General features: G+C 43.4%; 26 protein-coding genes and 1 tRNA gene. 8 read left to right on the forward strand and 19 right to left on the reverse strand.

All coding sequences use genetic code 11. From position 1 onward, the window contains the following. Positions 1-9 precede the first annotated feature (9 nt). From PSM36_RS07135 to PSM36_RS07195, 12 genes are all read right to left on the reverse strand, one after another. Positions 10-549, reverse strand: a complete 540-nt coding sequence (locus tag PSM36_RS07135; RefSeq protein ID WP_076930200.1) for a F0F1 ATP synthase subunit delta — start codon at positions 547-549, stop codon at positions 10-12. Between the two features lie 7 nt (positions 550-556). Beyond that, positions 557-1,057: a F0F1 ATP synthase subunit B gene (atpF, locus tag PSM36_RS07140; RefSeq protein ID WP_076930203.1), complete on the reverse strand. Its 501-nt coding sequence runs from the start codon at positions 1,055-1,057 to the stop codon at positions 557-559. Positions 1,058-1,072: 15 nt separating this feature from the next. Beyond that, entirely contained in the window at positions 1,073-1,342 is a 270-nt protein-coding gene (atpE, locus tag PSM36_RS07145) for an ATP synthase F0 subunit C (RefSeq protein WP_076932114.1), read from the reverse strand. 285 nt (positions 1,343-1,627) lie between these two features. Further along, positions 1,628-2,098 carry a hypothetical protein gene (locus PSM36_RS07150; RefSeq protein ID WP_092025461.1) on the reverse strand — a complete coding sequence of 157 codons (471 nt, stop codon included), beginning with the start codon at positions 2,096-2,098 and terminating at the stop codon, positions 1,628-1,630. 181 nt (positions 2,099-2,279) lie between these two features. Next, on the reverse strand, positions 2,280-3,380 hold the full coding sequence (gene atpB / locus PSM36_RS07155; protein WP_083710968.1) for a F0F1 ATP synthase subunit A: 1,101 nt from the start codon (positions 3,378-3,380) through the stop codon (positions 2,280-2,282). Next, positions 3,377-3,808: a hypothetical protein gene (locus PSM36_RS07160; protein WP_139233445.1), complete on the reverse strand. Its 432-nt coding sequence runs from the start codon at positions 3,806-3,808 to the stop codon at positions 3,377-3,379. The genes atpB and PSM36_RS07160 overlap by 4 nt, the downstream gene beginning before the upstream one ends. Positions 3,809-3,813: 5 nt before the next feature. Next, positions 3,814-4,056 (reverse strand): FoF1 ATP synthase subunit delta/epsilon, encoded by a 243-nt coding sequence (locus PSM36_RS07165; RefSeq protein ID WP_076930212.1) that lies wholly within the window; start codon positions 4,054-4,056, stop codon positions 3,814-3,816. A 180-nt stretch (positions 4,057-4,236) separates the two neighbouring features. Further along, on the reverse strand, positions 4,237-5,748 hold the full coding sequence (gene atpD / locus PSM36_RS07170) for a F0F1 ATP synthase subunit beta (RefSeq protein ID WP_076930215.1): 1,512 nt from the start codon (positions 5,746-5,748) through the stop codon (positions 4,237-4,239). Positions 5,749-5,855: 107 nt separating this feature from the next. Next, positions 5,856-5,928: transfer RNA gene (locus PSM36_RS07175), tRNA-Thr, on the reverse strand. 121 nt (positions 5,929-6,049) lie between these two features. Then, positions 6,050-8,998: a protein translocase subunit SecDF gene (gene secDF / locus PSM36_RS07180; RefSeq protein ID WP_076930217.1), complete on the reverse strand. Its 2,949-nt coding sequence runs from the start codon at positions 8,996-8,998 to the stop codon at positions 6,050-6,052. A gap of 207 nt (positions 8,999-9,205) precedes the next feature. Next, positions 9,206-11,326 carry a M3 family metallopeptidase gene (locus PSM36_RS07185; protein WP_076930220.1) on the reverse strand — a complete coding sequence of 707 codons (2,121 nt, stop codon included), beginning with the start codon at positions 11,324-11,326 and terminating at the stop codon, positions 9,206-9,208. Between the two features lie 368 nt (positions 11,327-11,694). Beyond that, complete coding sequence (locus tag PSM36_RS07195) at positions 11,695-13,569, reverse strand: SLC13 family permease (RefSeq protein WP_076930226.1); 1,875 nt, start codon at positions 13,567-13,569, stop codon at positions 11,695-11,697. Positions 13,570-13,813: 244 nt separating this feature from the next. On the opposite strand from PSM36_RS07195, the gene PSM36_RS07200 reads away from it, so the two are divergent. The 5 genes from PSM36_RS07200 to PSM36_RS07220 all read left to right on the forward strand — a co-directional run bounded on the left by PSM36_RS07200 (position 13,814) and on the right by PSM36_RS07220 (position 17,283). Beyond that, positions 13,814-14,758: an SPFH domain-containing protein gene (locus PSM36_RS07200; RefSeq protein WP_076930228.1), complete on the forward strand. Its 945-nt coding sequence runs from the start codon at positions 13,814-13,816 to the stop codon at positions 14,756-14,758. Positions 14,759-14,856: 98 nt separating this feature from the next. Further along, a complete protein-coding gene (locus PSM36_RS07205; protein WP_076930230.1) occupies positions 14,857-15,024 on the forward strand; it encodes an Arc family DNA-binding protein in 168 nt (55 codons plus the stop codon). 255 nt (positions 15,025-15,279) lie between these two features. Further along, complete coding sequence (locus tag PSM36_RS07210; protein ID WP_076930233.1) at positions 15,280-15,648, forward strand: BlaI/MecI/CopY family transcriptional regulator; 369 nt, start codon at positions 15,280-15,282, stop codon at positions 15,646-15,648. 5 nt (positions 15,649-15,653) lie between these two features. Further along, the gene (locus PSM36_RS07215) at positions 15,654-16,778 is read left to right on the forward strand and encodes a M56 family metallopeptidase (RefSeq protein ID WP_161947554.1); all 1,125 of its coding nucleotides are present in this window, start codon (positions 15,654-15,656) and stop codon (positions 16,776-16,778) included. Then, positions 16,711-17,283 carry a TonB-dependent receptor plug domain-containing protein gene (locus PSM36_RS07220; protein WP_161947555.1) on the forward strand — a complete coding sequence of 191 codons (573 nt, stop codon included), beginning with the start codon at positions 16,711-16,713 and terminating at the stop codon, positions 17,281-17,283. The genes PSM36_RS07215 and PSM36_RS07220 overlap by 68 nt, the downstream gene beginning before the upstream one ends. Here PSM36_RS07220 and PSM36_RS07225 read toward each other — a convergent pair. From PSM36_RS07225 to PSM36_RS07255, 6 genes are all read right to left on the reverse strand, one after another. After that, complete coding sequence (locus PSM36_RS07225) at positions 17,271-18,353, reverse strand: alpha/beta hydrolase family protein (RefSeq protein ID WP_076930245.1); 1,083 nt, start codon at positions 18,351-18,353, stop codon at positions 17,271-17,273. The genes PSM36_RS07220 and PSM36_RS07225 overlap by 13 nt on opposite strands. Before the next feature lie 69 nt (positions 18,354-18,422). Further along, positions 18,423-19,205, reverse strand: coding sequence for an MBL fold metallo-hydrolase (locus PSM36_RS07230; RefSeq protein ID WP_076930248.1), 783 nt, complete (start codon positions 19,203-19,205; stop codon positions 18,423-18,425). A 393-nt stretch (positions 19,206-19,598) separates the two neighbouring features. Further along, positions 19,599-20,513, reverse strand: a complete 915-nt coding sequence (locus tag PSM36_RS07240; protein ID WP_076930254.1) for a hypothetical protein — start codon at positions 20,511-20,513, stop codon at positions 19,599-19,601. A gap of 143 nt (positions 20,514-20,656) precedes the next feature. After that, positions 20,657-21,115, reverse strand: coding sequence for a DUF6108 family protein (locus PSM36_RS07245; protein ID WP_076930257.1), 459 nt, complete (start codon positions 21,113-21,115; stop codon positions 20,657-20,659). Between the two features lie 63 nt (positions 21,116-21,178). Continuing rightward, positions 21,179-21,631, reverse strand: a complete 453-nt coding sequence (locus tag PSM36_RS07250) for a hypothetical protein (RefSeq protein ID WP_019540422.1) — start codon at positions 21,629-21,631, stop codon at positions 21,179-21,181. Next, on the reverse strand, positions 21,628-22,143 hold the full coding sequence (locus PSM36_RS07255; RefSeq protein WP_026327483.1) for an RNA polymerase sigma factor: 516 nt from the start codon (positions 22,141-22,143) through the stop codon (positions 21,628-21,630). Before PSM36_RS07255 ends, PSM36_RS07250 begins: the two co-directional genes overlap by 4 nt. Before the next feature lie 243 nt (positions 22,144-22,386). Between PSM36_RS07255 and PSM36_RS07260 the strand changes: the two genes are divergently transcribed. The 3 genes from PSM36_RS07260 (at position 22,387) to PSM36_RS07270 (ending at position 25,722) form a co-directional block, all read left to right on the forward strand. Continuing rightward, positions 22,387-22,917: a DUF4924 family protein gene (locus PSM36_RS07260; protein WP_076930259.1), complete on the forward strand. Its 531-nt coding sequence runs from the start codon at positions 22,387-22,389 to the stop codon at positions 22,915-22,917. A 215-nt stretch (positions 22,918-23,132) separates the two neighbouring features. After that, positions 23,133-24,086 carry a dTDP-4-dehydrorhamnose reductase gene (gene rfbD / locus PSM36_RS07265; RefSeq protein ID WP_076930261.1) on the forward strand — a complete coding sequence of 318 codons (954 nt, stop codon included), beginning with the start codon at positions 23,133-23,135 and terminating at the stop codon, positions 24,084-24,086. A 61-nt stretch (positions 24,087-24,147) separates the two neighbouring features. After that, positions 24,148-25,722: a peptide chain release factor 3 gene (locus tag PSM36_RS07270; RefSeq protein ID WP_076930264.1), complete on the forward strand. Its 1,575-nt coding sequence runs from the start codon at positions 24,148-24,150 to the stop codon at positions 25,720-25,722. Positions 25,723-25,761: 39 nt separating this feature from the next. Here the strand turns inward: PSM36_RS07270 and PSM36_RS07275 are convergent, their stop codons facing one another. Further along, complete coding sequence (locus PSM36_RS07275; RefSeq protein WP_161947556.1) at positions 25,762-26,685, reverse strand: mechanosensitive ion channel family protein; 924 nt, start codon at positions 26,683-26,685, stop codon at positions 25,762-25,764. Positions 26,686-26,727: the final 42 nt, after the last annotated feature.

Genomic DNA, 26,727 nt, shown 5'->3' on the forward strand with positions numbered 1-26,727 from the left:
CAATCTTCTTCAATCTTTCTGAAATTTATTCCTTATACGGGCCAGTTCACCCGATATACTTGCATCCCATCTGAAATCCCCCAAAGTGAGTACGAAACCACCAATGATTCCGGGATCGACCACAGATTCCATTTCTACATTCGCCTTTACCATTTTTTTGATCCGGGCAATAAGCCTCTGTTCCGTTTCTCCGTCGATAGCTACTGCGGTAACTAACTTTCCACGCTGAATATTGAATCTTTCTCTATAGAGATCGATAAGACGGAGGGTAATATATTGCAAAACTTCTTCCCTTTCATTCCTGAGGATAAGGTCGATCATTCTGGAGAGTGACGATGGCATACTGCCACCACAAGCTGTCACGAGAATTTTCTTCTTATCCCCGATCAATACCGACGGGTTCATCATTACATGGCGTAATGCGGGCATTTTCATAAATATCTCCGAAAGCAGTTTCATCTTGTCATATACCTCTTCCTGTTGTCCCAGGCTGACGGCGTATTGCAGCAGGGATTCCGCATAACGTGAAGAAATGAGTCCGGTGTTCATACACTGTTTACGATTTTGAGATATCCATTTCGTTGAACAGGCGGTCGATCATCTTCTTCTGTTCCTGTTCAGTTCCCAGTTTTTCCCGTAATATCCTTTCGGCGAGGGTCAACGATAGTGTGGCAGCCTCATTCCGGATTGAACGGAGGGCTTCCTCTTTCTCTGCGCCGATTTGCTGTCGTGCCGAAGCGATCAGTTTCTCCGATTCCATACGAGCTTCTTCACGGGCTTTTTCTATCATCGTTTCCCGTCGCAGGGCGGCTTCCTTCAGGATGTCCGCTTGTTCTTTGCGGGCTTGTGCCAATATGGCTTCGCCGGTCTCCTTTATGCCGGCCAGCTCCTCGTGGGCTTTACGCGCAGCAAGGAGCGATTCTTCGATATAATTTTTCCGCTTTTCAACCGATTTGAGTATGGCGGGAAATCCGAATTTTGCCAGCACAAACACAGTGATGCCGAAAGAGATCAGCATCCAGAACAGAAGACCGGGTTCGGGTGTAAGTAATGACATACCTTATTGGATTGGTTAGAGAATAAAACCACAGACAACCACTGCAAACAATGCTACTCCTTCGATAAGTGCCGCTGCAATGATCATGTTCATCCTGATATCTGAAGTCGATTCGGGTTGGCGGGAAATCCCTTCCATGGCAGATGCGCCGATCTTACCGATTCCGTATCCTGCACCAATGGCAGCAAGACCGATACCTATGGCTGCTCCCAAAGATCCTAAACCATCAGCACTTACCTGTAGCAGCGTGCCGACTGTCTGTAATAAAACTGTAAGTAGTACCATATTATACTGTTTTTTAATTAAATGATAATCAAATTTTGAAGAATATAACTGCATCTGTGTAAAGAAGCGGCCAGTGCAGCATACCGCCAACCTCATACATGGCGGAAAACTATTTCTATATTACTTACGTAACCCTTCTCCATTCTCCACATAGTTATATACGTTTTATAGCAGAGCGATAGTAAGTAAAGAAAGAAAAGTCTTTATATGAAAAAATAATGAACTAAGAACCGGCTGTGATCTTATTAGTAACAACGTCCATTCTTAAAATGTTTTCCGGTGATTTTAGTAGAAGTTGTGGAAAGGATATATGATCTTTGCAATGGGAAGTCCTATTTGGATATTTCTAAAAAAAGATGCATAAAAGTGTACAAAATTGCTGATCCTTTCTTCAATAACAATTAGATCGATGTTATTCTTTATATAAAGAAAAGAGAAAGTTGTGAAAATATGGGTTGTTTCATTCGGACAATTGGAAGGAGAAAACAGATGCTCCATAACCGAATCACGTACAAATTTCAAATTGCCTGTATTATCATCTTTCTGAGCTTGATTTTCATGAGTATCGTGTAGATCCCTTTCCGACACCTTCATTACATGGCCCTGAGCGGTTTCGGTTCTATCTGAGAAAAGGGAGATACCCGAAGACAACAGGCCAAAAGAACCTGTCGTATGATCCAACAACAGGAACTGTCCTAGCATCGACTGCAAAGTAATGGAAAGACAAAATAGATATATAATGATTCGCTTCACCATGAATAACTTATTTATCTGAAAAATAACCTTATTTCCATTGAATAATTTCCTGCCCGGTTCACAAAGCAGAAATCAATCCTGGCAAAGTTAATGAAACTATTTGTGGAAGATCGTTGTATTTCGGATTATTTAACATCACTTCGTTTCTAAATAACAAACATTTCACCGCTGATGCCGAAACTTATGCAGCCTTCTCTGTTTCAACCGCTTTCTTCTTTTCGAAATGGGATTCTATTCGTGCGAGGCCAATAAAGACAGCTGAAAGCAGCGTGAAGACATATGCCTGAATATAAGCGATAAATAACTCCACTAGATCGATAAAAACGGTGAAGATAACCGACAGGACAGTCATGGAAGTGTTGATGGCCATCCCCATGCTCGCCGTGATGAAAATAAGCATTGTCAGTCCTAATACGATGGAGTGTCCGGCCATCATATTTGCAAAAAGACGGATCATTAATGCAAAAGGCTTGGTGAACGTCCCCACAATCTCCACTATCGGCATCAAAGGGATAGGCACCTTAAGCCAGGTAGGGACATCAGGCCATAAGATCTCCTTGTAATACTCTTTTGTTCCCGTCAGGTTGACTATCAGGAATGTAGCAACAGCAAGCACGAGTGTTACGGCTATGTTTCCCGTCACATTAGCTCCTCCCGGAAAGAGAGGAATTAATCCCAACAGGTTATTCGTGAAGATAAAGAAGAAGACGGTAAGCAGATAAGGGGCATATCTTTGATAATCTTTGCCGATGGAAGGTTTTATCACTTCATCATTGATAGAGAGGACGAGCATCTCGATCAATCCAGTGAACCCTTTCCGGGGTTTCATCGGATCTCGCTTCAGTGAGTGGGCTACCCCCATAATGATTAGTATAACCAGTAAGGAGGCAAACAGCAGTGAGGCTGCATTTTTGGTGAGTGAGAGATCAAGTGGGCGAGAGGCACTTCCGTCTGCATCCGTTTCCATGATCTTTCCCTTGTATTTCCCTTCAGCTGCGATCTCAAATCCTTTATAAGAGTTTGCCCCGTGGTGAAAATGTGAAGAGGGGAACAGGTGCCATCCCGTGGTTTTACTGTGCAATATTACCGGAAGGGGAATAGCGATATACTTAGTGCCGTTACTCACAATCTGCCATTCATAAGAATCTGCCAAATGTTCCGTGATGAACTCTTTTGCATTTAGTTCCTCCTTTGCTTCATCCTGGTTTGATGCCCATACCGGAGAAGCTGTGAGAAAAAGAATCAGTGACAGACCTGATATATATAATGCTCGTTTCATCATAACTCAATATCCTTTCGGGAGTTTTTTTGCTGTTTATCCTTATATTTAAAATAGAGTTCCATTCTGATGTAGATATATGTTTCCCAAATCAGGTTGACAAGATAGAAAATGATAAAGATAATCGCGAAATTACGAATATGAGGCTTGTCTAAAAACCAATATATGAGTATGAGTATAACCGACATGAATATCTTAATCATGCGCATAAGCATATAGAGGTTGACCATCTTTTTGGGTTCGTCGACGGGAGTGCGCCTGAACTGAAAAATGAAAATGAGCCCCATCAGATAGAAAAAGAGAGGAATAATGAAGTAGTAGTCAACCATCGTTTCCGGAAAGAACTTATTCAGGATAAACCAAATGCCGGATCCCGTAATGAGTAGCATGATTGTATGAACGATAAGAAAATATATTGTGAGCTTCTTCATTATTTTCAATGGATTTTATCAATACAAACCGTTACTTTATTGTCGTGCATTTCCATTAATCCGTCTGAAACTTCGATCTGCCGGATTTTACCCTTCACTATGAAAGAAAGTACTCCTTTTGTCAGCGATGAAATAATGGGAGCATGGTTGTTCAGTATCTGGAATGATCCCAACATACCTGGTAGGGTAATGGAGTCTGCCTCACCTCTATAAAAAACAGATTCGGGTGTAAGAATTTCCAGCGTCATATATCTAAATTACCAATTACTAATTACCAATTACCAATTAATTGAAAATAGAACTAAGAACCAAGGATCAAGACACAAGATTTGGAATTCAATCTTATTCAATCTTATTCAATCTTACTCAATCTTACTCAATCTTAGTCAATCTCAGTCAATCTTAAATCAATAAATCATCACATCAGGTTATTGGCTCTGCTCCATCAGTTTATCGCCTTTTTCAATTGCTTCTTCGATGGTGCCCACGCTCATAAATGCCGCTTCCGGATAATGATCCAGGCTTCCGTCGAGGATCATTTTGAATCCTTTGATAGTATCTTCAATAGAAACCATCACGCCGGGCTGACCGGTGTACTGTTCTGCCATAAAGAAGGGTTGAGATAAGAACCGCTGTACCTTACGGGCACGGTTCACTGTGAGACGGTCTTCATCCGAAAGTTCTTCCATCCCTAATATGGAGATGATATCCTGCAATTCTTTATATCGTTGCAAGATTTGCTTTACCTGCATCGCGGTGTTGTAATGTTCTTCACCTACAATATGCGGATCGAGAATACGGGATGATGATTCCAGAGGATCTACTGCGGGATATATTCCTAATGAAGCGATCTTGCGGCTAAGTACCGTGGTTGCATCGAGATAACTGAATGTAGTAGCCGGTGCCGGGTCGGTAAGGTCATCGGCGGGTACATATACGGCCTGGATTGATGTGATAGACCCGTACCTGGTGGAGGCAATCCGTTCCTGTAGTGTTCCCATCTCTGAGGCAAGTGTAGGTTGATAACCTACGGCGGAAGGCATACGTCCCAACAGCGCAGATACTTCGGATCCTGCCTGTACGAATCTGAAAATATTGTCGATAAATAGTAGTGTATCACTACCTTCACCACCCATATCACGGAACGATTCAGCTACTGCTAAACCGGTAAGTGCAACCGACGCACGGGCACCGGGAGGTTCGTTCATTTGTCCGAATACCAGTGTAGTCTGGGATTTTTTGACCTCTTCGTAGTCGACCTTGCTCAAATCCCATTTTCCTTCTTCCATCGTCTTCTTGAATTCATCGCCATACCTGATCACTCCAGATGCGATCATCTCCCGCAAAAGGTCATTGCCCTCACGAGTCCGTTCGCCTACACCTGCAAAGACGGAATAACCGTTATGTCCTTTGGCGATATTGTTGATCAGTTCCATTATAACGACGGTCTTTCCTACACCGGCTCCTCCGAACAAGCCTATTTTTCCTCCTTTCAGGTAGGGCTGGAGCAGGTCGATTACCTTTATACCTGTGAAAAGTACTTCCTCAGAGGTGACAAGGTCTTCGAATTTAGGGGCAGGGCGATGGATGGGATACTGGTTTTCACGGTTAAGATCTGACAGTCCGTCGATAGGGCTGCCGATCACATTAAGTAACCGTCCCTTGATCTGTTCTCCTACCGGAACACTGATGGGACGTCCTAATGCCTTTACCGGCAAGCCACGGCTTAGGCCGTCTGTACTTTCCATTGCTACAGTACGGACAATATTTTCGCCGATATGATGTTGTACTTCCAGGAAAATATTTTGGCCGTCGGGACGTTTTACGTAGAGTGCATCATCGATAGCGGGTAGTCTGGATTCCTGTGATCCGGAAAGTTCAAAATGCACGTCTACTACCGGCCCTATAATCTGGGATATATGTCCATTTAATGCCGACATAATTATTTGGATATGGTTATATATTCAGTGATGGCTACAGGGCAAAGATACAAAATAAAACGACTGTGCGAATAATTTTAATTTTATTTGCACAATCGTCGAAAAAGAGCCACAAGCGAGACTTGAACTCGCGACCGACGCGTTACGAATGCGTTACTCTACCAACTGAGCTATTGTGGCTTGTAAAGAGAGTGCAAAAGTAAAAAAAATAATGATATTTGCCAATCACTTCCGATTTTTTAAGGGTAACAAAAAACGGGCAACCAAATGGCTGCCCGTTCCCTTGTTAATCAGAAAACTGTTACTTGTCCAATTTCTTTTTATCTTGCTGATTCAACATAAGCTTGTAGGCGACAGGTGAAGCGACGAATAAACTGGTAATTGTCCCCACTACCACACCGATAAGCATGGCGAACACAAAACTTCTCACGGCGTCACCACCGAAAATAAGAATACAAATGATCACAAGGATAGTACTCAAACCGGTGTTGATGGTACGAGCCAAGGTTGCGTTCATTGAGTCGTTGAAGAGCTCCCTCAATCCCCGCTTCGGATAGAGTTGCCTGTATTCACGCACACGATCGAACACCACCACCTTGTCGTTAATGGAATATCCCACGATGGTGAGGATAGCCGCCACGAACGTCTGGTCCATTTCCATGGAGAAAGGCATGACTTTCCAAAGCAATGAATACAATCCCACTACAGCGAAAGTGTCGATAGAAAGCGCAGCCACCGTTCCCACGGAGAATCCCCAGTTGCGGAAACGCGAAAGGATATAGATACCCATACAAACGAGAGCTATGAAGAGTGCCAGGAATGCATTCCGGATCATATCTTCAGCAATACTCGGTCCTACTTTCTGAGAACTCTGTATATGGTCGTCGATTGTTTTTCCGGGTGTTATGAATTCTTTTAATCCTTGTCCCAGCAGATCACGTAATTGATCTTCCACGCCGGCACCTTCCTCTTCAATCATATAGTTGGTGGAGATACGCACCTGATTACTGGACCCGATAGTGATAGCGCGAACCGATTCGTTGAGATAGGGGTTAAGGGCATTTTCCACATCACTCACACGGACTGGTTGATCGAAACGGACAATATAGTTACGACCTCCTGTGAAGTCGATACCTGAATTCAATCCAAGCGTAAAGAGTGAGATAACGCTGACTACTACAAAAACTCCGATCGCTATGAGTACCTTCTTGCTGTTGTGAATAAAATCGAAACTATACTCTTTGAAGATGGCTTTTGAGAATCCCGTATTGAAAGTGAGGTGTAACCATTTATCTTTGGATAACCGGCTTTCGTATACCAGACGGGTAATAAATACGGCTGTAAGGAACGAAACGGCAATACCGATGATCAGGGTAATAGCAAATCCCCTGATAGCTCCTACACCGAAAATGGCAAGGATGATACCGGTGATAATGGTCGTGAGGTTGGAGTCGAAGATGGCCGAGAAAGCGTTCTTGTAACCGTCTTCCAATGCCCGTCGGAGTGTCTTACCTGCCGCAAGTTCCTCCTTGATACGCTCATTGATAAGTACGTTGGCATCCACCGCCATCGCGAGTGAGAGTATCATACCCGCAATACCCGGAAGGGTGAGTACGGCCTGGAATGCCGCGAGCGCTCCCAGAGTGAAGAAGAAGTTGAGTAGCAAGGCTCCATTAATCACCATACCCGGAATAAAACCGTAGAGCATACAGGTGAAGATAAAGAGCACTGCCAGGGCAATTACAAAGGAGATAAATCCGTCGCGGATGGCTTCCTGTCCCAATGAAGGGCCTACCACGTCTTCCTGTACGATACGGACACCGGCTTGCATCTTACCCGATTTAAGCACGTTCTCCAGGTCCTGTGCTTCCTGCGGTGTGAAATTGCCGGTGATGTTGGAGCGACCTCCGTCGATACGCTGATTGACATTTGGTGCTGAATAGACATATCCGTCGAGTACGATGGCGATAGCCTTCCCGATCTCGGCGCCTGTGATAGTCGCCCAGCGGCTGGCACCACTCGAATTCATCGTCATGTTTACTTCCCAGGCCGATCCCTGTTGTCCCTGATCGGCACGGGCATTGGTTACCACGTCTCCATCCAATGCAGGGCCGCGTTTGCTTCCATCACCTTTGAGGGCGAATAACTGGAAGTAAGTCTCACGCTGGTCGATGGGTTTGAATCCCCATTTAAACCGTACGTCGGCGGGGAATATATCTTTGTATCTGTTCAGGAGGAAATTCACCTCAGCGGTATCGAGCTTCGACACGGTTCCTACTACCGGCCCCGCAGCCCCTCCCATTGCGAAGTAGGGTTCATTGAAATACTCCACAAAGCTTTTGTTGATGACGATCTTTTCCCCTTCCTCTTCGAACAGAGGTAATGAAAGTGAATCACCCTGCAGAAGTGAATCACCGGCTATAGCGTCCTCTTCGGCTTCTGTCTCAGCAGTAGTGGTATCAGTGGTAGCCTGGGCCGATCTTTGCGCCATGGCATATTCGCTTGACCGCGCATTCATTTCGTTGAAGTAGGCTGCCAGTTCACTCACATTGTATGTTTTCCAGAATTCGAGGTTGGCACTTCCCTGCAAAAGGTTACGTACACGTTCCGGTTCTGTAATTCCGGGGAGCTCCACCAAAATGCGTTCTGCGCGATCCAGTTTCTGGATGTTGGGAGCAACTACCCCGAAACGGTCGATACGCGTAGCCAATACATTGAAAGAATTATTGGCTACACTGGTCAACTCATTACGCAATATAGCGATTACCTCATCGTTGGTAGCGGTGGGACGTACCCTGTCACCCATCGTAATGCTGTAGATATTGGCCAGCCTGCCTTCGGGCGCTATCCGTTCATAGTTCTGCCGGAATAGCGTGATGAAGTCAGATGAACTACCACGGCGGTTTTGAACGATAGTCTCTCTCAATGCCTGATTGAATTGAGGGTCATCGGTATTGGCCAGTGATGCGAGTACCTGTGCCGCATCAATTTCGAGGATAACGTTCATCCCCCCTTTCAGGTCGAGTCCTAGTCCGATTTCCTTAGCACGAACCTGCTTAAGCGTATAATTCAGATACACTTTCTCAGTAGAGAGGGAATCAAGATACTGATTCTTCAGAGCTAAGTCTCCATTGGCGTATTGATCCGCTTTCTTGTTGTATTGTCTCCCCACTATAGTAAAAGAGAGATAAAACAAACTGATAAGAGTCAGGATAATACTGAAAACTTTAATGAATCCTTTGTTTTGCATTTCAATATTACTTTTTGTTTTACTATTTATTTTCAGGTTATGAACTCCGTATACGTAAAAACAAAGGCATGTTGGATGCCTTTTTATTTAGAGCGTGCAAATATACGTTTTTTTTATCTTTTTAAGAACAATATCACCGGATAATTTTTCTCGAAAATTATCCGGTGATAAAGCAAGGTGGAAGATATATGGGATGCAGTCAATAATTTATTCGATAAATCCTCTGTTTTTTAGCAGATATACCGGATTGGGTTCTGCACCGCGGAATCTTTTATAGAGTTCCATCGGATCGTCGGAATTACCTTTCGACAAAACGTTATCCCTGAATTTCGCAGCTGTGGTTTTATCGAAAATCCCATTCTCTACAAATGCCTGGAAGGCATCGGCATCGAGCACTTCTGCCCAGAGGTATGCGTAATATCCGGCAGAGTACCCACCACTGAAGATATGTGAGAAATAGGTACTGCGGTAACGGGGAATAATTTCATCGATCAGCCCGATCTTTTCCATAGATTTTTTCTCGAATTCACGTACATCGAAAGACTTTACTGTGCCCTGGGTATGATAATCCATATCGAGTAACGCTGCCGCGACAAATTCGGTAGTGATAAATCCCATATTGAATTTGGATGCTGCATCGATTTTCGCAATCAGCTCATCGGGAATCACTTCGCCTGTTTGATAATGTCTGGCGTAAAGTTTCAGTACTTCGGGATGAAATGCCCAATGTTCCATGATCTGTGACGGAAGTTCCACGAAATCCCGTGAAACGCTTGTGCCGGCTACACTGCTATAGGTGACGTTCGACATCATGCCATGCAAGGCGTGTCCGAATTCATGAAAGAGTGTTTCTACTTCATCGAGAGTGAGTAGCGACGGAGTTGTCCCGGTGGGACGGGTAAAGTTGCCTACGTTGTAAATAAGGGGACGGATATTTTCACCTTCTATTACCTGCTGTCCGCGGAAGCTGCTCATCCATGCACCGGCGTTCTTACCTGTACGAGGGAAGTAGTCAGTATAAAATACCGCTAAATGGGAACCATCGGCATCAAGTACCTCGTAGGCTTCTACCTCGGGGTGATATACCGGAACGTTTTCTAATTTCCTGAAATTTAGTCCGAATAACCGGTTGGCTACTTCGAACACCCCTTCGCGTACATTCTCCATCTTGAAGTAAGGCTTGATCTCTTCTTCGTTGAGTGAATATTTCTGCTGGCGGAGTTTTTCGGTATAATACCACCAGTCCCAGGATGCCAGCTTAAAGTTGCCTCCTTCGGCATCGATCAGTTTTTGGAGTTCTGCTGCTTCTTTTTTTGCCTGAGGCAGCGCATATGCCCAAACATCATTGAGCAGTTTGTAAACGTTCTCCGGTGTTTTTGCCATACTTTCTTCAAGCACAAAATCGGCATGTGCCTTATAACCTAGCATTTGTGCTTTTTCAATACGCAGGTTCACTATATCGTTGATGATCTGTTTATTGTCATTCTTGTTATCGTTATCACCACGCATATACATGGCTTTGTATAGTTTTTCACGGAGGTCACGTTTTTCTGAATATTGCAGGAAGGGGAGCCAGCTTGGCTTTTGCAGGCCGAATACCCATTTCCCTTCTTCACCGGCAGCGTTGGCAGCCTCTGCTGCAGCGGCAATAACACCTTCGGGAAGTCCTGCGAGATCTTCCTCATTATCTATCACTAATTTGAAATCGTTGGTCTCATTCAACAGGTTATTTCCGAACGCAAGGGTAAGTGAGGATAATTCCTTGTTGATCTCACGCAATCTCGACTTTTCTGCTTCACTTAACAGTATCCCTGAGCGTACAAAATTCTTGTAATAATTATCCAACACCCGGTATTGTTCGGTATTAAGATTCATGCCCGTGGTGTCGTCGTGCAGCGTTTTGATGCGGTTGAATAATTTTTCGTTCAAATTGATATTGTCACGATGTTCCGACAAAAGAGGAGAGAGTTCCACGGCCAACGCCTGAATGGAGTCGTTGGTTTCAGCGCTTCTCAAACCGTAAAATACGCGGGAGACACGGGTCAGTATCCTTCCACTGTTTTCCATTGCCACAATGGTGTTTTCGAAAGTGGGCGCTTCGGAATTATTCGCAATGGCTTCAATCTCCTTAGCTTCTTCTTCCATTCCTTTCAGGAAGGCCGGTTTGTAATCTTCAAAAGAGATCCGGTCGAAAGGAGGCATACCGAACGGGGTATCGTATTCGGTGTAAAAAATGGCGCCGGGCTCACCACCGGTTTTACCGGTATTGGCGTTGTTGCAGGCAAGTAATGTCATAACTGCTAATAAAATAAAAAGAAATTTTCTCATTCGACTTCTAATTAAATATGATTTAAACAATTGAAAAAAACCTGGGTAATCGGTTTCATATAAAATAAGAAACTGTTTTGAATTTTACGAGTAATTATTTTACACTTATTTTTTCACTCTTTCATCTTGTTTTTTGCCCTTTTTTGCGCCTTCGAATTTTCATTTCTTTCAAGTAGCCCGCTACATTTCAATAAATGAAAATCCAAATCCATCAAAAAATTACTAAAAAACAATTGATGAAAAAATTCAAAACAGTTTCTAAGTGCAAAGTTACAATTTTTACTTAAATATCGAAAAGTATCCATTGATTGTTTGCCCTTTACCCTGTTTTTTTACATTATTGAAGGTCAATATTTTTCTGTCAGATACTAAAGTGGAAACAGTAGTGGTAAAACGAAGATCATAATAATGCCCACGATAAGCTGCAATGGCAATCCCACTCTTATGTAATCTATAAATTTATATCGTCCGGCAGACATTACCAATGCATTGGGCGGTGTTGCGAAGGGGCTGGCAAAGCACATGCTGGCAGCCACCGTCACGGCAAACAAAAACGGGTAGGGACTGACGCCTATGGTTACGGCAGATTGTAGGGCAATGGGTGCAAACAACACGGCAGTCGCCGTATTACTGATGAACATTGTCAATATGGATGTGGCAAGATAGATGCCGGCCAATACCGATACGGGGCCGAATTGGCTCAACCCGTTCACGATCGCATCGGCAATCAAGCCGGAGGCACCGGTTTTCTCCATGGCAATCGCCAAAGGAAACATACCCGCAAACAGAAAAGTACTTTCCCAGTTAATGCTTTTATAGGCCGATTCCACGTTGCGGAAACATCCCAGTATGATCATCAATAGTGCTGCTATCATTGTGGCAATCACAGTAGGTACTATATTGAATACCATGGCCACGATCATCAACACCATAATGACTGCAGCGACCGGTGCTTTGTGGTCACGTGGAATTTTCAACGCATTTTCCATAGGTTGCCCGACCACTACCCATTCCGATGTCTCCTGATTCAGCTTTTCTATATCCGACCATTTTCCCTGTACCAGCAATACGTCGCCCGAAAGCATCCTCTCATCCTTTACATCCTGAAGGATATATCCGTCTTTACGTTGTATCCCCAGTATATTTACATTGTAGAGTTGACGGAAATTGGATTCCTTTACATGCTTATTGATCAGTTTCGACGTAGACATCAAAACCACTTCCGCAATACCGATTTCACTGAATTCCAATCCTCCTGACTGAGAAACCGATAGTGTACTGCCGGTTCCTTCTGTTTTATGGGTGTCGATCAATTTCAGGCCATTTCCACTGACGAGCGACGTAACATCATTGAAATTCCCGAACACATATAATATATCGTTTTCTTTGAAAGTACTCGACGGCCCGGCCATCTTCATATCGACCGTTTTATGAAAGCGGTTTCGTGAGTGGATCCTTCGGATCTCAAGTATGCTTACATTGTAAGTTTGGGCTATATTCAGCTCCTGAAGGGATTTATTGATGAAGGGGGAGTTCTTTTCTATCAATACCCTGTAGAGATTGTCGGCCAATTGGTATTCCGATGCCAATTGATTCAGTGACTTATTTTTCTTTACAGTAGATTTTTCTTTATCCCTGCCCGCAACCAATAGTTTGCTGAGCGGCCATAGCAATAGGATACCAAGCGTCAGGGTAATCAAACCGACAGGCAAAAATGAGAAGAAGGACAACCCTTCGAATCCCCCGCTGACTAGTGCGTCGTTGATAATCAGGTTGGGAGGGGTGCTGATCAGCGTGAGCAGCCCCAGGCTGCTGGCAAAAGCCATCGGCATCAGAAACCGCCGTGAATCGGTATTGGCTTCAGAAGCCAGACTCATCACGATAGGCAGCATCAGTGCTACTGTACCGGTATTACTCACAAATCCGCCGATACCACCGGTCACTAACATTACCAGTATGAAAAGCTTGAATTGATTTCCCCCGGCCAGGGCAAGGATTTTTGTACTGATCATTTTGGCAAGTCCTGTCTGGAAGATTCCTCCTCCGACAATGAATAGGCTCACGATCATGACAACCACGGAATTGGAAAATCCCGATAATCCTTCTTCGGGTGATAATATGCCGGTTAATACCAATAAAACGAGTGAAGACAAAGCGACGATGTCGGATCGTATCTTACCCCAGACAAAAAATGTGACTGTCAGAAGAATGATTCCGAAAACAATAAGAACATTTATGTCCATACGTATTGAGTATAGTTGAATGTGAACTGGAAAAATGATAAGAATATTGTGAGAACAGCAAAAATAACAGGATTATTGTCAATGTTGTGGCTTTAATAACCCGGAGTGTTAAATGAGAACCTACTCATCACAATGGACGCAAAGATAATATTTTTTATTTATTTAATGAAGAAAAAGTTTGGGCAATTGGAAATTACTTAATATATTTGTGATATTAAAATAATATCATTTTAAATTATAAATTATGGAAACGAAAGAATTCAATTTTAAGGGGTTTAAGATTAGCGGCTTCCTGATGCTTTTTTTGATGCTGGTCATGCTGGCGGGAATTGTATGGCTTTATTCTTCGCTGGAGGTCTGGGGAATCATTACAGGCATTGTTCTGACCGTTGTATGGATTATCCTGTTTGTCGGTTATGCCAAACTGGAACCCAATGAGGCAGTCGTGATGATCTTTTTCGGTAAATACAAAGGTGTATTGAAGGAGAACGGATTCTTTTGGGTGAATCCATTTATGACGAAGAAAAAATTATCCTTACGTGCCCGGAACCTGAATGTTGATCCTATCAAAGTGAATGACAAAGTGGGGAATCCGGTGCTGATAGGGTTGGTGCTGGTCTGGAAACTGAGAGATACCTATAAAGCGATGTTCGAGATAGATGCACAGACTATGGCTGCATCCAGGCCGGGAAAGGACGGAGCAGTTGCTTATACGGTAAGTAAACAGATGGATGCGTTCGAGAATTTTGTGGCCGTACAAAGCGATGCCGCATTGCGGCAGGTTGCCGGACTCTATGCCTACGACAACAATGTAGTTTCGGATACTGAACTGACATTACGTTCGGGCGGGGAAGAGATTAACGATGACCTATTGAAAGAGTTGAACAGCCGTCTGGAGATGGCCGGGATAGAAATTATAGAAGCGCGTATCAATTATCTGGCATACGCACCCGAGATTGCGGCTGTAATGCTTCGGCGCCAGCAGGCAGAAGCTATTATCTCAGCGCGGGAGAAGATCGTGGAAGGCGCGGTGACAATGGTGAAGATGGCATTGGAAAGGATCGAGGATGAAAGTATTGTGGAACTCGACGGCGATAAAAAAGCTGCTATGGTGAGCAACTTGCTTGTAGTGCTTTGTGCTGATGAATCGGCACAGCCGGTATTGAATACGGGTACATTGTATCAGTGAAAAGTGAAAAAGAGAAACTGAGTGTGTTGATGGGGTATGCGGAACAGTGGTAAAATAATAGGTATTGATGAAACTTGATAAGATGGAGCGAGTGAAAGATGGCTAAAAAAGAGAAAACGACCAGGAATTTTGCGTTACGGTTGGATGCGGACACCATGGATGCAATAGAAAAGTGGGCAGCCGATGAATTTCGTAGTGTGAACGGTCAAATTCAATGGATACTGGATCAGGCGCTCAAGAAAAGCGGGCGTCTGAAAGACAAATGATTTCCTTAATGCTGAATTTTGTCCTTACAATAAATGTGTTACCTTTTGTGTGAGTAGAAGAAATGAAAACAGTTGAGTTTACATCTTATTTGGATGTACAAAGATTTGAACCGGTTGATATTCAATCGGTTTTTCTTTTGGTCGGAATTTTAACAGCCCAATATATTTTATTTAACTAAATGCATTCGTTGTGAAACGAAAAGTTTTAGTTATATTTGCGGTGTGATTGATTTTTACAGTTTAATAATTTGAAATATGAAGGAGTTAACAGCAAAAGAAGAAGAAGTGATGCGATTTTTTTGGGACGAAGGGCCGCAGTTTGTAAAGCAGTTGGTGGAGAAATACCCCGACCCGAAACCGCATTTCAATACTATATCTACTTACGCACGTATGCTCGAAGAGAAGGGCTTTCTGTCGCACGAAGCATTCGGTTCCACCTATCGTTATTTCGCGATTATCAGTGAAGAGGAATACCGCAATGGTACATTGAGAAGTGTGGTAAAGAAATATTTCGATAATTCCTATCTGAATGTGGTCTCATCGCTTATAAAAGAACAGGATATTTCAGTGGAAGAAATTCGGAAACTACTGGACGAAGTGGAACAGTCTGATTCTAAAAAATGACTATTATGGAACTTTTTCTCTATTGGCTGCTTCGGGCATCTGTCTTAATGGCATTATTTTACGGCTTATACAAGTTTTTTTTCGCCAATAATACGTTTCATAATGTCAACCGTTGTTCGTTGATATTCATATTACTGGTGATATCAGTGCTTCCCCTTTTCCGTTTCAACTTTATTCCTGAGAAAAAGACGGAACCGGTTACCGGAACGTTTTCGATGGATCTTTCTTCCATCCCCGTCACTGAATTTGTGGAAACGCAACCGCGGGTAGAAATTCCATGGATGCATATCCTGATAATTTTGTTTGCCATAGGATTTCTTTTCACGTTTATCCGTTACCTGATAGGGTTGAGCCAGATCGCCGTTATCATTCGGAATTCAGAAAAACAGATACTGTCTGATCATACTGTTTTATGTGTGACTGATAAGAATATTTCGCCGTTCAGTTGGATGAAATATATTGTTCTTTCCCGCAGGGATTTATCGGCAGATAATCAGGCAGTGATCCGCCATGAGAGGGCGCACATTCATTTACGGCATTCGGTCGATATGATCTTTTTCGATCTTTTTACCTGCATCTTCTGGTTTAATCCGTTCTCATGGTTGTTGCGTCGGGAAATTCAGTCTGTCCATGAATATCAGGCAGACGAAAAGGTGCTCAGTCAGGGGATCGATTCTAAACAATACCAACTTCTATTAATCCGCAAAAGCGTAGGTGAATATAAATTTGCTTTGGCAAATAATTTCCGTCAGCGCGACCTGCACAAACGAATTACCATGATGAAGAAAGACAAAACCAACAGACGCGTGAAATGGAGCTATGCAATGGGGTTTCCCGTATTATTCCTGGCAATAATCGCGCTTTCGGTGCCGAAGCTGAATGCGAAAGTCGTGGAAAAGGAGAATAATGAAACAGACCTTGTCAGAGAGAAAATTACCGTTTCCGGTCAAGTCGGGGATGAAGCCGGGAAACCCATTCCAATGGTGGCAGTTGTGAATAAAGTCACTGTCACTAAAACCGAGTCGGATCTCAAGGTGATACTTGAAAAAGGTGAGGGAGAGAGTGACGGGATCTCCTCAGAATGCCCTGGCCGTAGTGGGGGTAAAGACAACGGAAAATCTTCAGGGTGATGTGGAAAAAGTGACTCTTCGTACAGTCGGTGGTAAGCATCCACTTTATATTGTAGACGAAAAGATCATTTCCGAAGCAGAGATACAAAAAATTAATGCTGAAGATATCGAATCTATCTCTGTGTTGAAAAACAACTTTGCCATCGGAATGTATGGAAATAAGGGAAAAGACGGAGTGATACTGATAACAACGAAAAAGAGTAATAGAGATGTACTGTCTATAGGTACAGGAACAATGGATTCTCTTCGGGGTGATGTGAAAAATCTAATAAAGAGAACACAGGAAAACAGTTCTCAAAATTTGGATCAGATACTCGAAAACCCTCCTTTAATCATTGTTGACGGAGAAAAAATGTCCAAAGATTTTGAATTGAATTCTATTGATCCCCATGATATCCAGTCGATGTCGGTACTAAAAGATAAAAGTGCCATTGAAATTTATGGCGATGAGGGAAAGAATGGTGTAATCATTATTACGAAAAAGATTCCGGATCAAAACCCGTAGGCTGCGCGGCGCATCTCCTTTTGCGATGCGAACGGATGCGGCGGTTTCAGGTAGCGTTCCAGAAATTTGTGTACCGTGAAACGGATATCAGTGGCTTCCTTACTGTCGATCCGATCGAAACCGTGACCGCCGGAGGCATCCTGAAAGATTTTGTATTCGAACTCTTTGCCATGCTTTTTGAGCGTATTGATCATCAGTTGTACCTCTTCCACATACACATCGTTATCGTTGGTATTGGTATAGATGAGTAGCGGCTTGTCGAGATTTTGCGCATAGTGTGTGGGTGAACGGCGGGCGTATTCTTCGGGATTCTCTTCAATGGATTCGCCAATATGATATGGGGTGGTAAAGTAGGCGGTATAACTCTCATTATGTGATGCCAGACGGTTCTCCAGGTCGCTCACAGGTACTCCCGCAAATGCACATTGGTATTTGTCGCCGTGTTGGAGAATCTGCATCAGGGCAATCATGCCACCGTGACTCCACCCGATTACGCCTACTCGTGAAGGGTCGACAATACTATAATTTTCAATCATATAATTACGGCTTTCCAGTACATCGTCGTTTTCCCGTCCGCCGTAATCGATATTTTCGTATGTCGCTTTCCCGTAACCTGTGCTGCCCCGGTATTCGGCCGATACCACAATATATCCCTGGGCAATAAGCTCACGCACAATATGGGAATAATATGTGGAGAAATTGGCATGTATTCCACTGTGAGGGAGTACGATAAGCGGATACTTTTTTTTAGGATTGACATTTTTCGGAATAAAGACATAACTGTAAAATTGCAGTTTGTTGCCGGCAAAACGGTCTTCCGGGTCTTTGGGTTTCCAGCGGGGCGTGCTTGTGAGCCGCACTTTATCTATATGGGCTATATCTTCCAGCCGGCGAAACCACATCAGGTCGTCAATCTGTTTCTCCAATATATCGAACCGGTGTTGGTAATCCGAAAGTTTTTGTTCCAGCGATTTTAACTGTAATAGCAGGGAGTCTTCTTTCTGTGGGAACGCGGAAAAAATGTTGAGAACAGCAATAATAGCCGATAAAAAGAGAACGTTAGTTTTCATAAGCGTTATAATTTTATATTTTCAGGTTCTTAAGACATTCTTTGCCATATGCCTCCCCGGTGGAATTTTTTATAATTTGGAGGAAACAGTATAGGCATCGTGATAAAAGATAAGCGTACGTTTATCTTTTATTGCTTTGTCCATAAAACGTTTTTTTTCTTCCATAGCTATGACCACGCTGTTGTCATAGGCAGAAAGCCAGCTTAGTGACAGGTTGAGTGAAGTGGGTACCACGTCGCCCGGAAAGGCGTAATTACCTTCTTTCGTATCGAAAAGCACAGCGATCTGTCCCGGAGTATGCCCGTCATACAGTTCCAGCCGGATATGTTCATCGAATTGCATGTCTTCCAGTACAAATTGTAACTGTCCCGCATCATATACCGGCTCAATATTGTCCGGGAAAAAGGAGCCTTTTTCGAAAAGTGAAGGGTTTCTGTAATTCTTCCATTGTGCGAGGCTCAGATGATAAGTGGCGTTAGGATAGGCAGGAACCGCTTCTTTATTGCTGTTAAATACTGTGCAACCGCCACAGTGATCGAAATGGAGATGGGTAATGATCACGTCGGTCACCTCTTCCGGCGCATATCCGATTTTCCGGATCTCTCCGGCAATATCCTTCTGATTGAAAGGTTGAAAGAATTTCAACCGGGAGTTGTGTTTGTCGCCTATTCCCGCATCCACAAGGATACGTCTTTTATCTGTCTCGATAAAGAGGCAGCGGAGCGCCATCACACACATATTCTTTTCATCTACCTTATATTTTGCCGACCAGTATTTTTTGGGTACGGGGCCGAACATGACCCCGCCATCGCCGAGGAAATATCCCGATTCAATGATATGGAACTTGATCATACTCTATAATATTAAGAAACTGTTTAAATTTCTTACGAAATTAGTAAATAAGAGATCTTCGCCTTCAAAAAGTTTCTTTTTTGTATATTTCTTTCTCTTATTTGGCTCAAATAGCCCGCTATAATCGCCAAAACAAGAAAGAACTCTCCTAAAAAATAATTCTTTTTGAATAGCGAAATAAATTTAAACAGATTCTTATACAAAATTACCTCTTTTTGCCGTATTTCTACACTGAATACAACGAATTTCATTAAACAACCATAGTCCCCGATCGGTTTTTATACAGATCCAATTATTTAAAAACCGGGATCGTATCTCTTTTTTAAAAGATACAATCCCGGTCTGTTTATTGTGAAGTTTTGTGCTGTGTAAGAATCTTTTCCTGCGTCAGAGTCAGAAGTAAAGTTGTACCCCAATAGTTGCCTGATTGGCTTCAGGGCCTTTATTGTTTCTGAAGAGGTTGAACGGTGAATATGAAATAAAGAAACCCAGATCATTGACTCCTCCCTGGGCCAGTAAATCCAGTGTAACGGGACGAATATTCAGTTCTCCGGGAAGTTTTGTCTTCTCTTTTTTCCCGTTTTCATTATTCCTCCAAACTGCGGATGATGATGCGGTCTTTACTTTGGCGACTACACCTGCATTCAGAAAAAAATGCGATCGACGTCCCAAATCCCAATTGGTTTCTATGAGGAAAGGAAAGGTGAGATAGGTGTAGTGCAGGCGGGAGTCTCTGTATTCATTGCCCGGTTCGGTGGTGGTAACAACCGATTTGTAATCCTCTACTTCGATGGCTTTGTTGTTTTGCCAGTGGATGGAATTGAACTGGATACCCATACCGACAATTCCGGTGAAATTGCTGTTTCCTATGCGCCACGAACCTTCAATGGGATTCAGGTTATACTGCAATGAACGACTCAGGTTGACAATGGATGCCAATTCCCCATCGAAATCAAGGCCCTGGGGCAGATTGGAGAATCCCACGCCGAAACCGGCCCAGTGCGAACGGCTTGGGCGACGCTTGTTTTTCGGTTTGAAAATATCAGGCACCGATATTTCAAAACTGTTTTCGTATACCCGTTCAATACTTCTCCCGTCAGTAAAGATGCCTTCGTAGACCTTCCGGCTTTCTATGGTGTCACCCTGCTCATTCCGATGATACACCGAGATATTTATCTCATTATCGTTTTCTGAAATAACCACTTTCCGGTTGTTATAATGAAGAGTGGTATCGGCAGGAAACGTTGAGGAAGCTGCCATATACAAGGCTAGCGACAAAAAAACGATGGTAAATGTAGTTTTTTTCATTGTTTTATATTGTTTGATGATTTTATTTCAATTTAAAAATTCAAAATTCAAAATTCAAAATTCAAGATTTAAGATTTAAGAGTCCAGCATCCCAGACTTCTTCTAATTTCAGTCTTCCGACTTCTCCACTTCTAACTTTTCATTTACTCCTTTTTAATAAATAGCCGGTTGATCAGTTCTTCGGAATCCTTTCCACCTTCCATATAAATGAGTGTGGCAGTACCGTCGTCTCCGATTTTGAACAAGATGTACCGGTTGGTTTGGTTTTCCTCTTCCGGTAGCTGATAATAACCTGAAGAGATAATACCGTTACTGATGACTTCTTTTATCTGGTGCGCCTGTTTCTTATCTGTTTCAAGGCACTGTTGTATTTCATCCAGGATGGTCCGGTCATATTGCAGGGTAATACTGCGGTATTTGTCGAGTCGATAGTTATGGAGCGCCTTGCCGGAGAGGACTACCATTGTAGCGCCTTTTTGCTTGCCATATTTTTCGAAAACAGTATTGATCCTCAGGTTTTCCTGTGCTTGTACCGTCACTCCGGAGGTTACCAGCAACAGGAAAAGGATAAGCAGGCGTAGAAATGTTCTTTTTATCTTCATTGTGATATCATGTTGATGTTCAAATAGTAAACAGGCTTTATAAGAAGATTCACCATCATTGATTTATTCCAGAATAAAGCGGAGCTGATCTTCTATGATGTCACTCTCGGACTGTACTTTTCCGAAAGATGCTTCAGCATATTTACGGACTGTGGCCGGATCTGTAATTTGTTTGCCGTCCACCCACACATAGCTTTCGTTCAGTGACGATTGTCGATCGGGACGTGTCAGTAATAGGATTGCGATCAGCAGTGAGGCTGCCACGGCAGCAATTGTCAGTAATTTTCTTAAAAACACGGGTCTGCGGCGAGCAGGAACATTGTTTTCGCTACGGATCTCATTCAATACGGCCAGTGCTGCTGCTTCGTCGTCGAGAAAACAGAATATGGATGCGTATACTTTCAGGTCTTCAGGCAGATTGTCCTGCGCAAAATAACGACGTAATATCTTCTCTTCTTCGGCAGAGCTGTCTCCTTCAAAATATTTGTCTAATAGATGTCTGATATCTGTTGTCATTTTGTTGATTGTTGGGTTTGATAATACATCAGGTACAATTCGCGTATCCGTTTGCGTGCCCGTGAGAGGTTATTGCGTACGGCTTCGGCTGCAATACCTGTCATCTCGCTGATTTCGACGGTTTCAAATCCTTCGAGATCTTTCATTTGCAAGATACGTTGTTGTAATGGCGGCAGCATCTCAATGATCCTGCGAATGGCATTACGTTCTTCTTTTTCTTCAAGCAATGAATCAGGGAGTTGTTCTCCCGTTTCTTTGCCGAGTAACTCCAGTTCATCGGAGAATGGCTTCCGGCTCCGGATCTTGTCAATACTCAGGTTCTTCACCATTGTTGTGCTGTATGCTTCCATATTTTCATATTGATCGATCCGGTCACGGAAATGCCAGATCTTCAGACATACATCCTGCACCACATCTTCCGCATCCTCGGTATTCCCTGTGATGCGGCGGGCGACTGCGAGTAACGACGGGCGCAGTGCAACGACTATTCTTTTGTATTCAACAATGTCCATACTCATTTATCCGACGAGAAAGGGTGTCAAAACGTATCATCAAAACATAATTTTTTTTCAGTTAACCGGAGATTAGTGTTTTTTTAATGGAAGGCAGGTGTGATTGGCTTTTTTGTTCCGGAGTTGATTTGATCCCTACAATCAGGGCGAGTGAATGTGCTATAACGGTACAATAGTAGAAAATATCCCGGGTCTATGGTGTAAAACTTGATCATAAGTTGTAATTTTGTGCAAAATTACGTTATGTTGATAGCCCGGCAAAAAAAACAAGAGAATATTGCAGAATATTTGCTGTACATGTGGCAACTGGAAGATATCTTGCGATCATATGAATTGGATATCGACAAGGTACAGCAGTCGCTGATTGACCCCGTATATCATACGGAAGAAGAAAAGAAAGAAGCCCGTGACTGGTACGAAGGATTGATCATGATGATGAAATCGGAGGGTATACAGAAAGAAGGGCATCTGCAGATCAACAAGAACCTGGTCATAGACCTTACCGATCTCCATTTACGGTTGTTGAAAGACCCTAAGGAGTCGGCATACATTGGTATTTACTACAATACACTGCCTCATATTGTGGCTTTAAGGGCAAAGTCGGGGAACAAGGATGTATCTGAACTGGAAACCTGTTTCACGGCTTTGTACGGGTACCTGTTGCTGAAATTGCAGAAACGGGAAATCTCCGGTGAGACACAGGCTGCCATTGCTCAAATTACCGGCCTGTTACGGCTTCTTTCCCAAAAATATAAAGCTGTTGAGGAAGAGTGATTTGATCCCGACAAGTCGGGACAGGTAATGACGATTTAACAATTTACTAATGTGATGATTAGTTAATGAGCCAATCCTGACAAGTCGGGATAACTTGTCCCGATTTTTCGGGAAGTAGAGCCAATGGGAATAATGGATAAAAGGATAATATAATGATTTGTTGATGTGGTAATTAGCAACTCATAATTCATCATTCATAATTCATAATTAAAAAAATGCCCATATTTACAGGTATAACCAAACATCTGGGGGGGACAGAAAAGGATACCCCAAGACAACAATATTTTTACGGGCTGGTACAGAAAAATGTGCTGGTGACCGGAGCCAACGGGCAATTGGGGAACGAGTTGAAAAAAATGACGGACCGGTTGAATTTGCCCTTTAAATTCCTGTTTACCGATATGAGTGACCTTGATGTGACGGACGGGGATCAGGTAGCGGATTTTGTAAGGGATTACCGGGTACTCTATATCGTCAATTGTGCTGCTTATACCGCTGTGGACAAAGCAGAAACAGATGTTGAAAAGGCATATCTCGTAAATGAAAAAGCGGTAGAGAATATAGCGATTGCTGCAAAGCAAGAAGGAGCAAAGGTTATCCATATTTCGACCGATTTCGTATTTGATGGCCTCTCGGAAATCCCTTATACCGAGGATATAGAACCGCATCCGCTTTCGGTTTACGGCCAGTCGAAGCTAAAAGGTGAAGAAGCGCTGCAAGCTGTAGGAGGTGAGTGGATGATTATACGTACTTCATGGTTGTATTCTGAATACGGAAATAATTTTGTGAAGACAATGATCCGGCTGATGAATGAGCGGGATAGATTGACTATCGTAGATGACCAACGGGGAGTCCCGACTTATGCGGCAGATCTGGCAGAGATGATCGTCCATATCCTGCAATATTCCGAAGAGACCGAATGGAAGACAGGGATTTATCATTTCTCCAACAAAGGTGAAACTACCTGGTTCGGATTTGCTGAAGAGATCAAAAGGCTAGCAGGTATCAACCGGTGTGAACTGGTACCTGTCAAAACAGAGGAATATGGTGCACCAGCTCCCCGTCCGGCATATAGCGTAATGGATCTGTCCAAAATATGTGCTGCTTTTCATGTGGAGATTCCGGGATGGAAAGAGGCTTTAAAAAGATGTATGGGTTTGATAAAATGATATATGCTTCGCTTGATAAATGATAGTGTGCTTCGCACAATAAAGAGATAAAAATCAAAAAATGACATTAAAAGAAGAGATACAGCGCCGGCGTACGTTCGCCGTGATCAGTCACCCCGACGCGGGAAAAACCACACTTACGGAAAAACTACTGCTCTTTGGAGGAGCCATCCATGTGGCAGGAGCAGTGAAATCGAACAAAATAAAAAAAACAGCTACCTCGGACTGGATGGAGATAGAGAAACAACGTGGAATTTCTGTCGCCACTTCAGTCATGGGATTTGAATATAACAATCATAAGATCAATATTCTGGATACACCCGGACACCAGGATTTTGCGGAAGATACTTATCGTACGCTTACTGCGGTAGATAGTGTGATCGTAGTGGTGGACGTGGCAAAAGGGGTAGAAGCTCAAACGCGTAAACTGATGGAAGTATGCCGTATGCGGCATACGCCGGTGATGATCTTTGTCAATAAACTTGACCGGGAAGGGAGGGATCCGTTCGAAATCCTCGATGAACTGGAGGAGGAACTGAAAGTCAGCGTCCGTCCGTTGAGTTGGCCCATAGATATGGGAGAACGGTTCCGCGGAGTATATAACCTTTACAAGAATAGTCTGGATCTTTATAAGCCCAGTAAGCAGATGGTGACGGAATCGCTAAGGCTCGATATCCAGTCACCGGAACTGGAAAACCATATCGGTGATCGTTTGTCGGAGAAGTTACGCGACGATGTGGAATTGGTTACCGAGGTTTATCCCGCATTCGATAGGGATGAATACCTTGCCGGGAAACTGGCTCCAGTGTTTTTCGGTTCAGCATTGAATAACTTTGGTGTAAAAGAATTACTGGATTGTTTTGTGGATATTGCTCCGTCGCCCCGTGAAGTACAGGCAGAAGAACGGGTTGTGGATTCCTATGAGGACAGTTTTTCAGGATTTGTTTTCAAGATCCATGCCAATATGGATCCGAACCACCGTTCTTGTATCGCTTTCGTAAAAGTCTGCTCAGGAAAATTCGAACGGAATGTAAACTACAAGCATGTGCGTTTTAACCGGATGATGAAATTTTCATCGCCGACCGCTTTTATGGCGCAGAAGAAAGAAATCATGGACGAGGCATATGCCGGTGATATCGTTGGATTACCCGATAACGGCAACTTCAAGATCGGTGATACGCTCACTTCGGGTGAGGAGTTGCATTTCAAAGGACTGCCGAGTTTCTCTCCCGAGATGTTCAAATATATCGAGAATGCCGATCCGATGAAATCGAAACAACTCCAGAAAGGGATTGAACAACTAATGGACGAAGGGGTAGCACAGCTCTTTACCAATCAGTTTAACGGACGGAAGATCATCGGGACGGTGGGGCAGCTTCAGTTCGAAGTGATACAGTACCGGCTACTCCATGAATATGGAGCGCAGTGCCGCTGGGACCCCATCAGCCTATACAAGGCCTGCTGGATCGAGAGCGATGATGCCGCACAACTGGCAGATTTCAAGAAACGGAAATATCAGTACATGGCACATGATAAGGAGGGCAGGGATGTCTTTCTGGCTGAATCGAACTATATTCTAATGATGGCACAGCAGGATTTTAAAAATATCCGCTTTCACTTTAGCTCTGAGTATTAAGTTACGAGATAGAGTTCACAACAAAATATTTCCCCTGTTTTATGTGGGTTTCCCGTCTTCTTTAGCAAGGTAAACCGACATACGTGGTATTGAACTGATCATTCCCTTTTCGTAAAATTGTTTGTAAACAGTTTCACTCAGATCGTGGTTCACATCGGCCAGGTCTCCTTTCTTTGCCCATACCCGGAAAACGAATTCAAGGGACGTGGGGTTGATCTTGGACATCCTTGCAAAAGGCACGGGTTGTTTCAATACCTTTGGATGCCGGGCGGCGATTTGTAACAGCAACTCTTTTACTTCATCCACATTGCAGCCGTAATCCACATTGACGATAATTTCCGTGCGAAGGGTTCCATCGAGGCTGTTATTGTTGATGATGTTTCCGGTCGACAGTGGCCCGTTGGGTATGTAAATCGTTTTGTTATCACCGGTCCTCAATATGGTATGCATAATACCGATCCTCTCGACCGTTCCCTCCAGGTTCAGTGCCCTGATGTAATCGCCGCTTCTGAAAGGTTTACTCAGGAGAATCATTACTCCGCCCGCAAAATTGGAGAGATTATCTTTCATAGCAAGCCCTATGGCTAATCCCACCGTACCGATAATAGCGGCGATGGAGATGGTTTTTACTCCCACGGAATTAATGATGATCATGAACAAGACAATAAAAAGGAACGTTTGCAATACGCTGCTTATAAATCCTTTCAGCGTGTTGTCGATCGAGCTCTTCCGCATGATCTTTGCCACAAAATTGTCAATCTTCGTGATTAAAAAACGACCGATGATAAACAGCACAATCGCAATAAGTATGTTCACTATCAGGTCAATCCCCCATGCGAGTATATTATCCAGTACGTGATCGTACCTGCCTTCTTTGATCAGTTGACCGAAAGAGGGATCATTAGGTGACCGTGGCACAAAAATGCTGTCGGTAGGCAATGATATCTGAAGCAGCGTCATCATTTTAGTTTTTAAACAGTGTAACATCGCAAAAGTACAAAAAAA

Source organism: Proteiniphilum saccharofermentans (genome assembly GCF_900095135.1).
GTDB lineage: Bacteria > Bacteroidota > Bacteroidia > Bacteroidales > Dysgonomonadaceae > Proteiniphilum > Proteiniphilum saccharofermentans.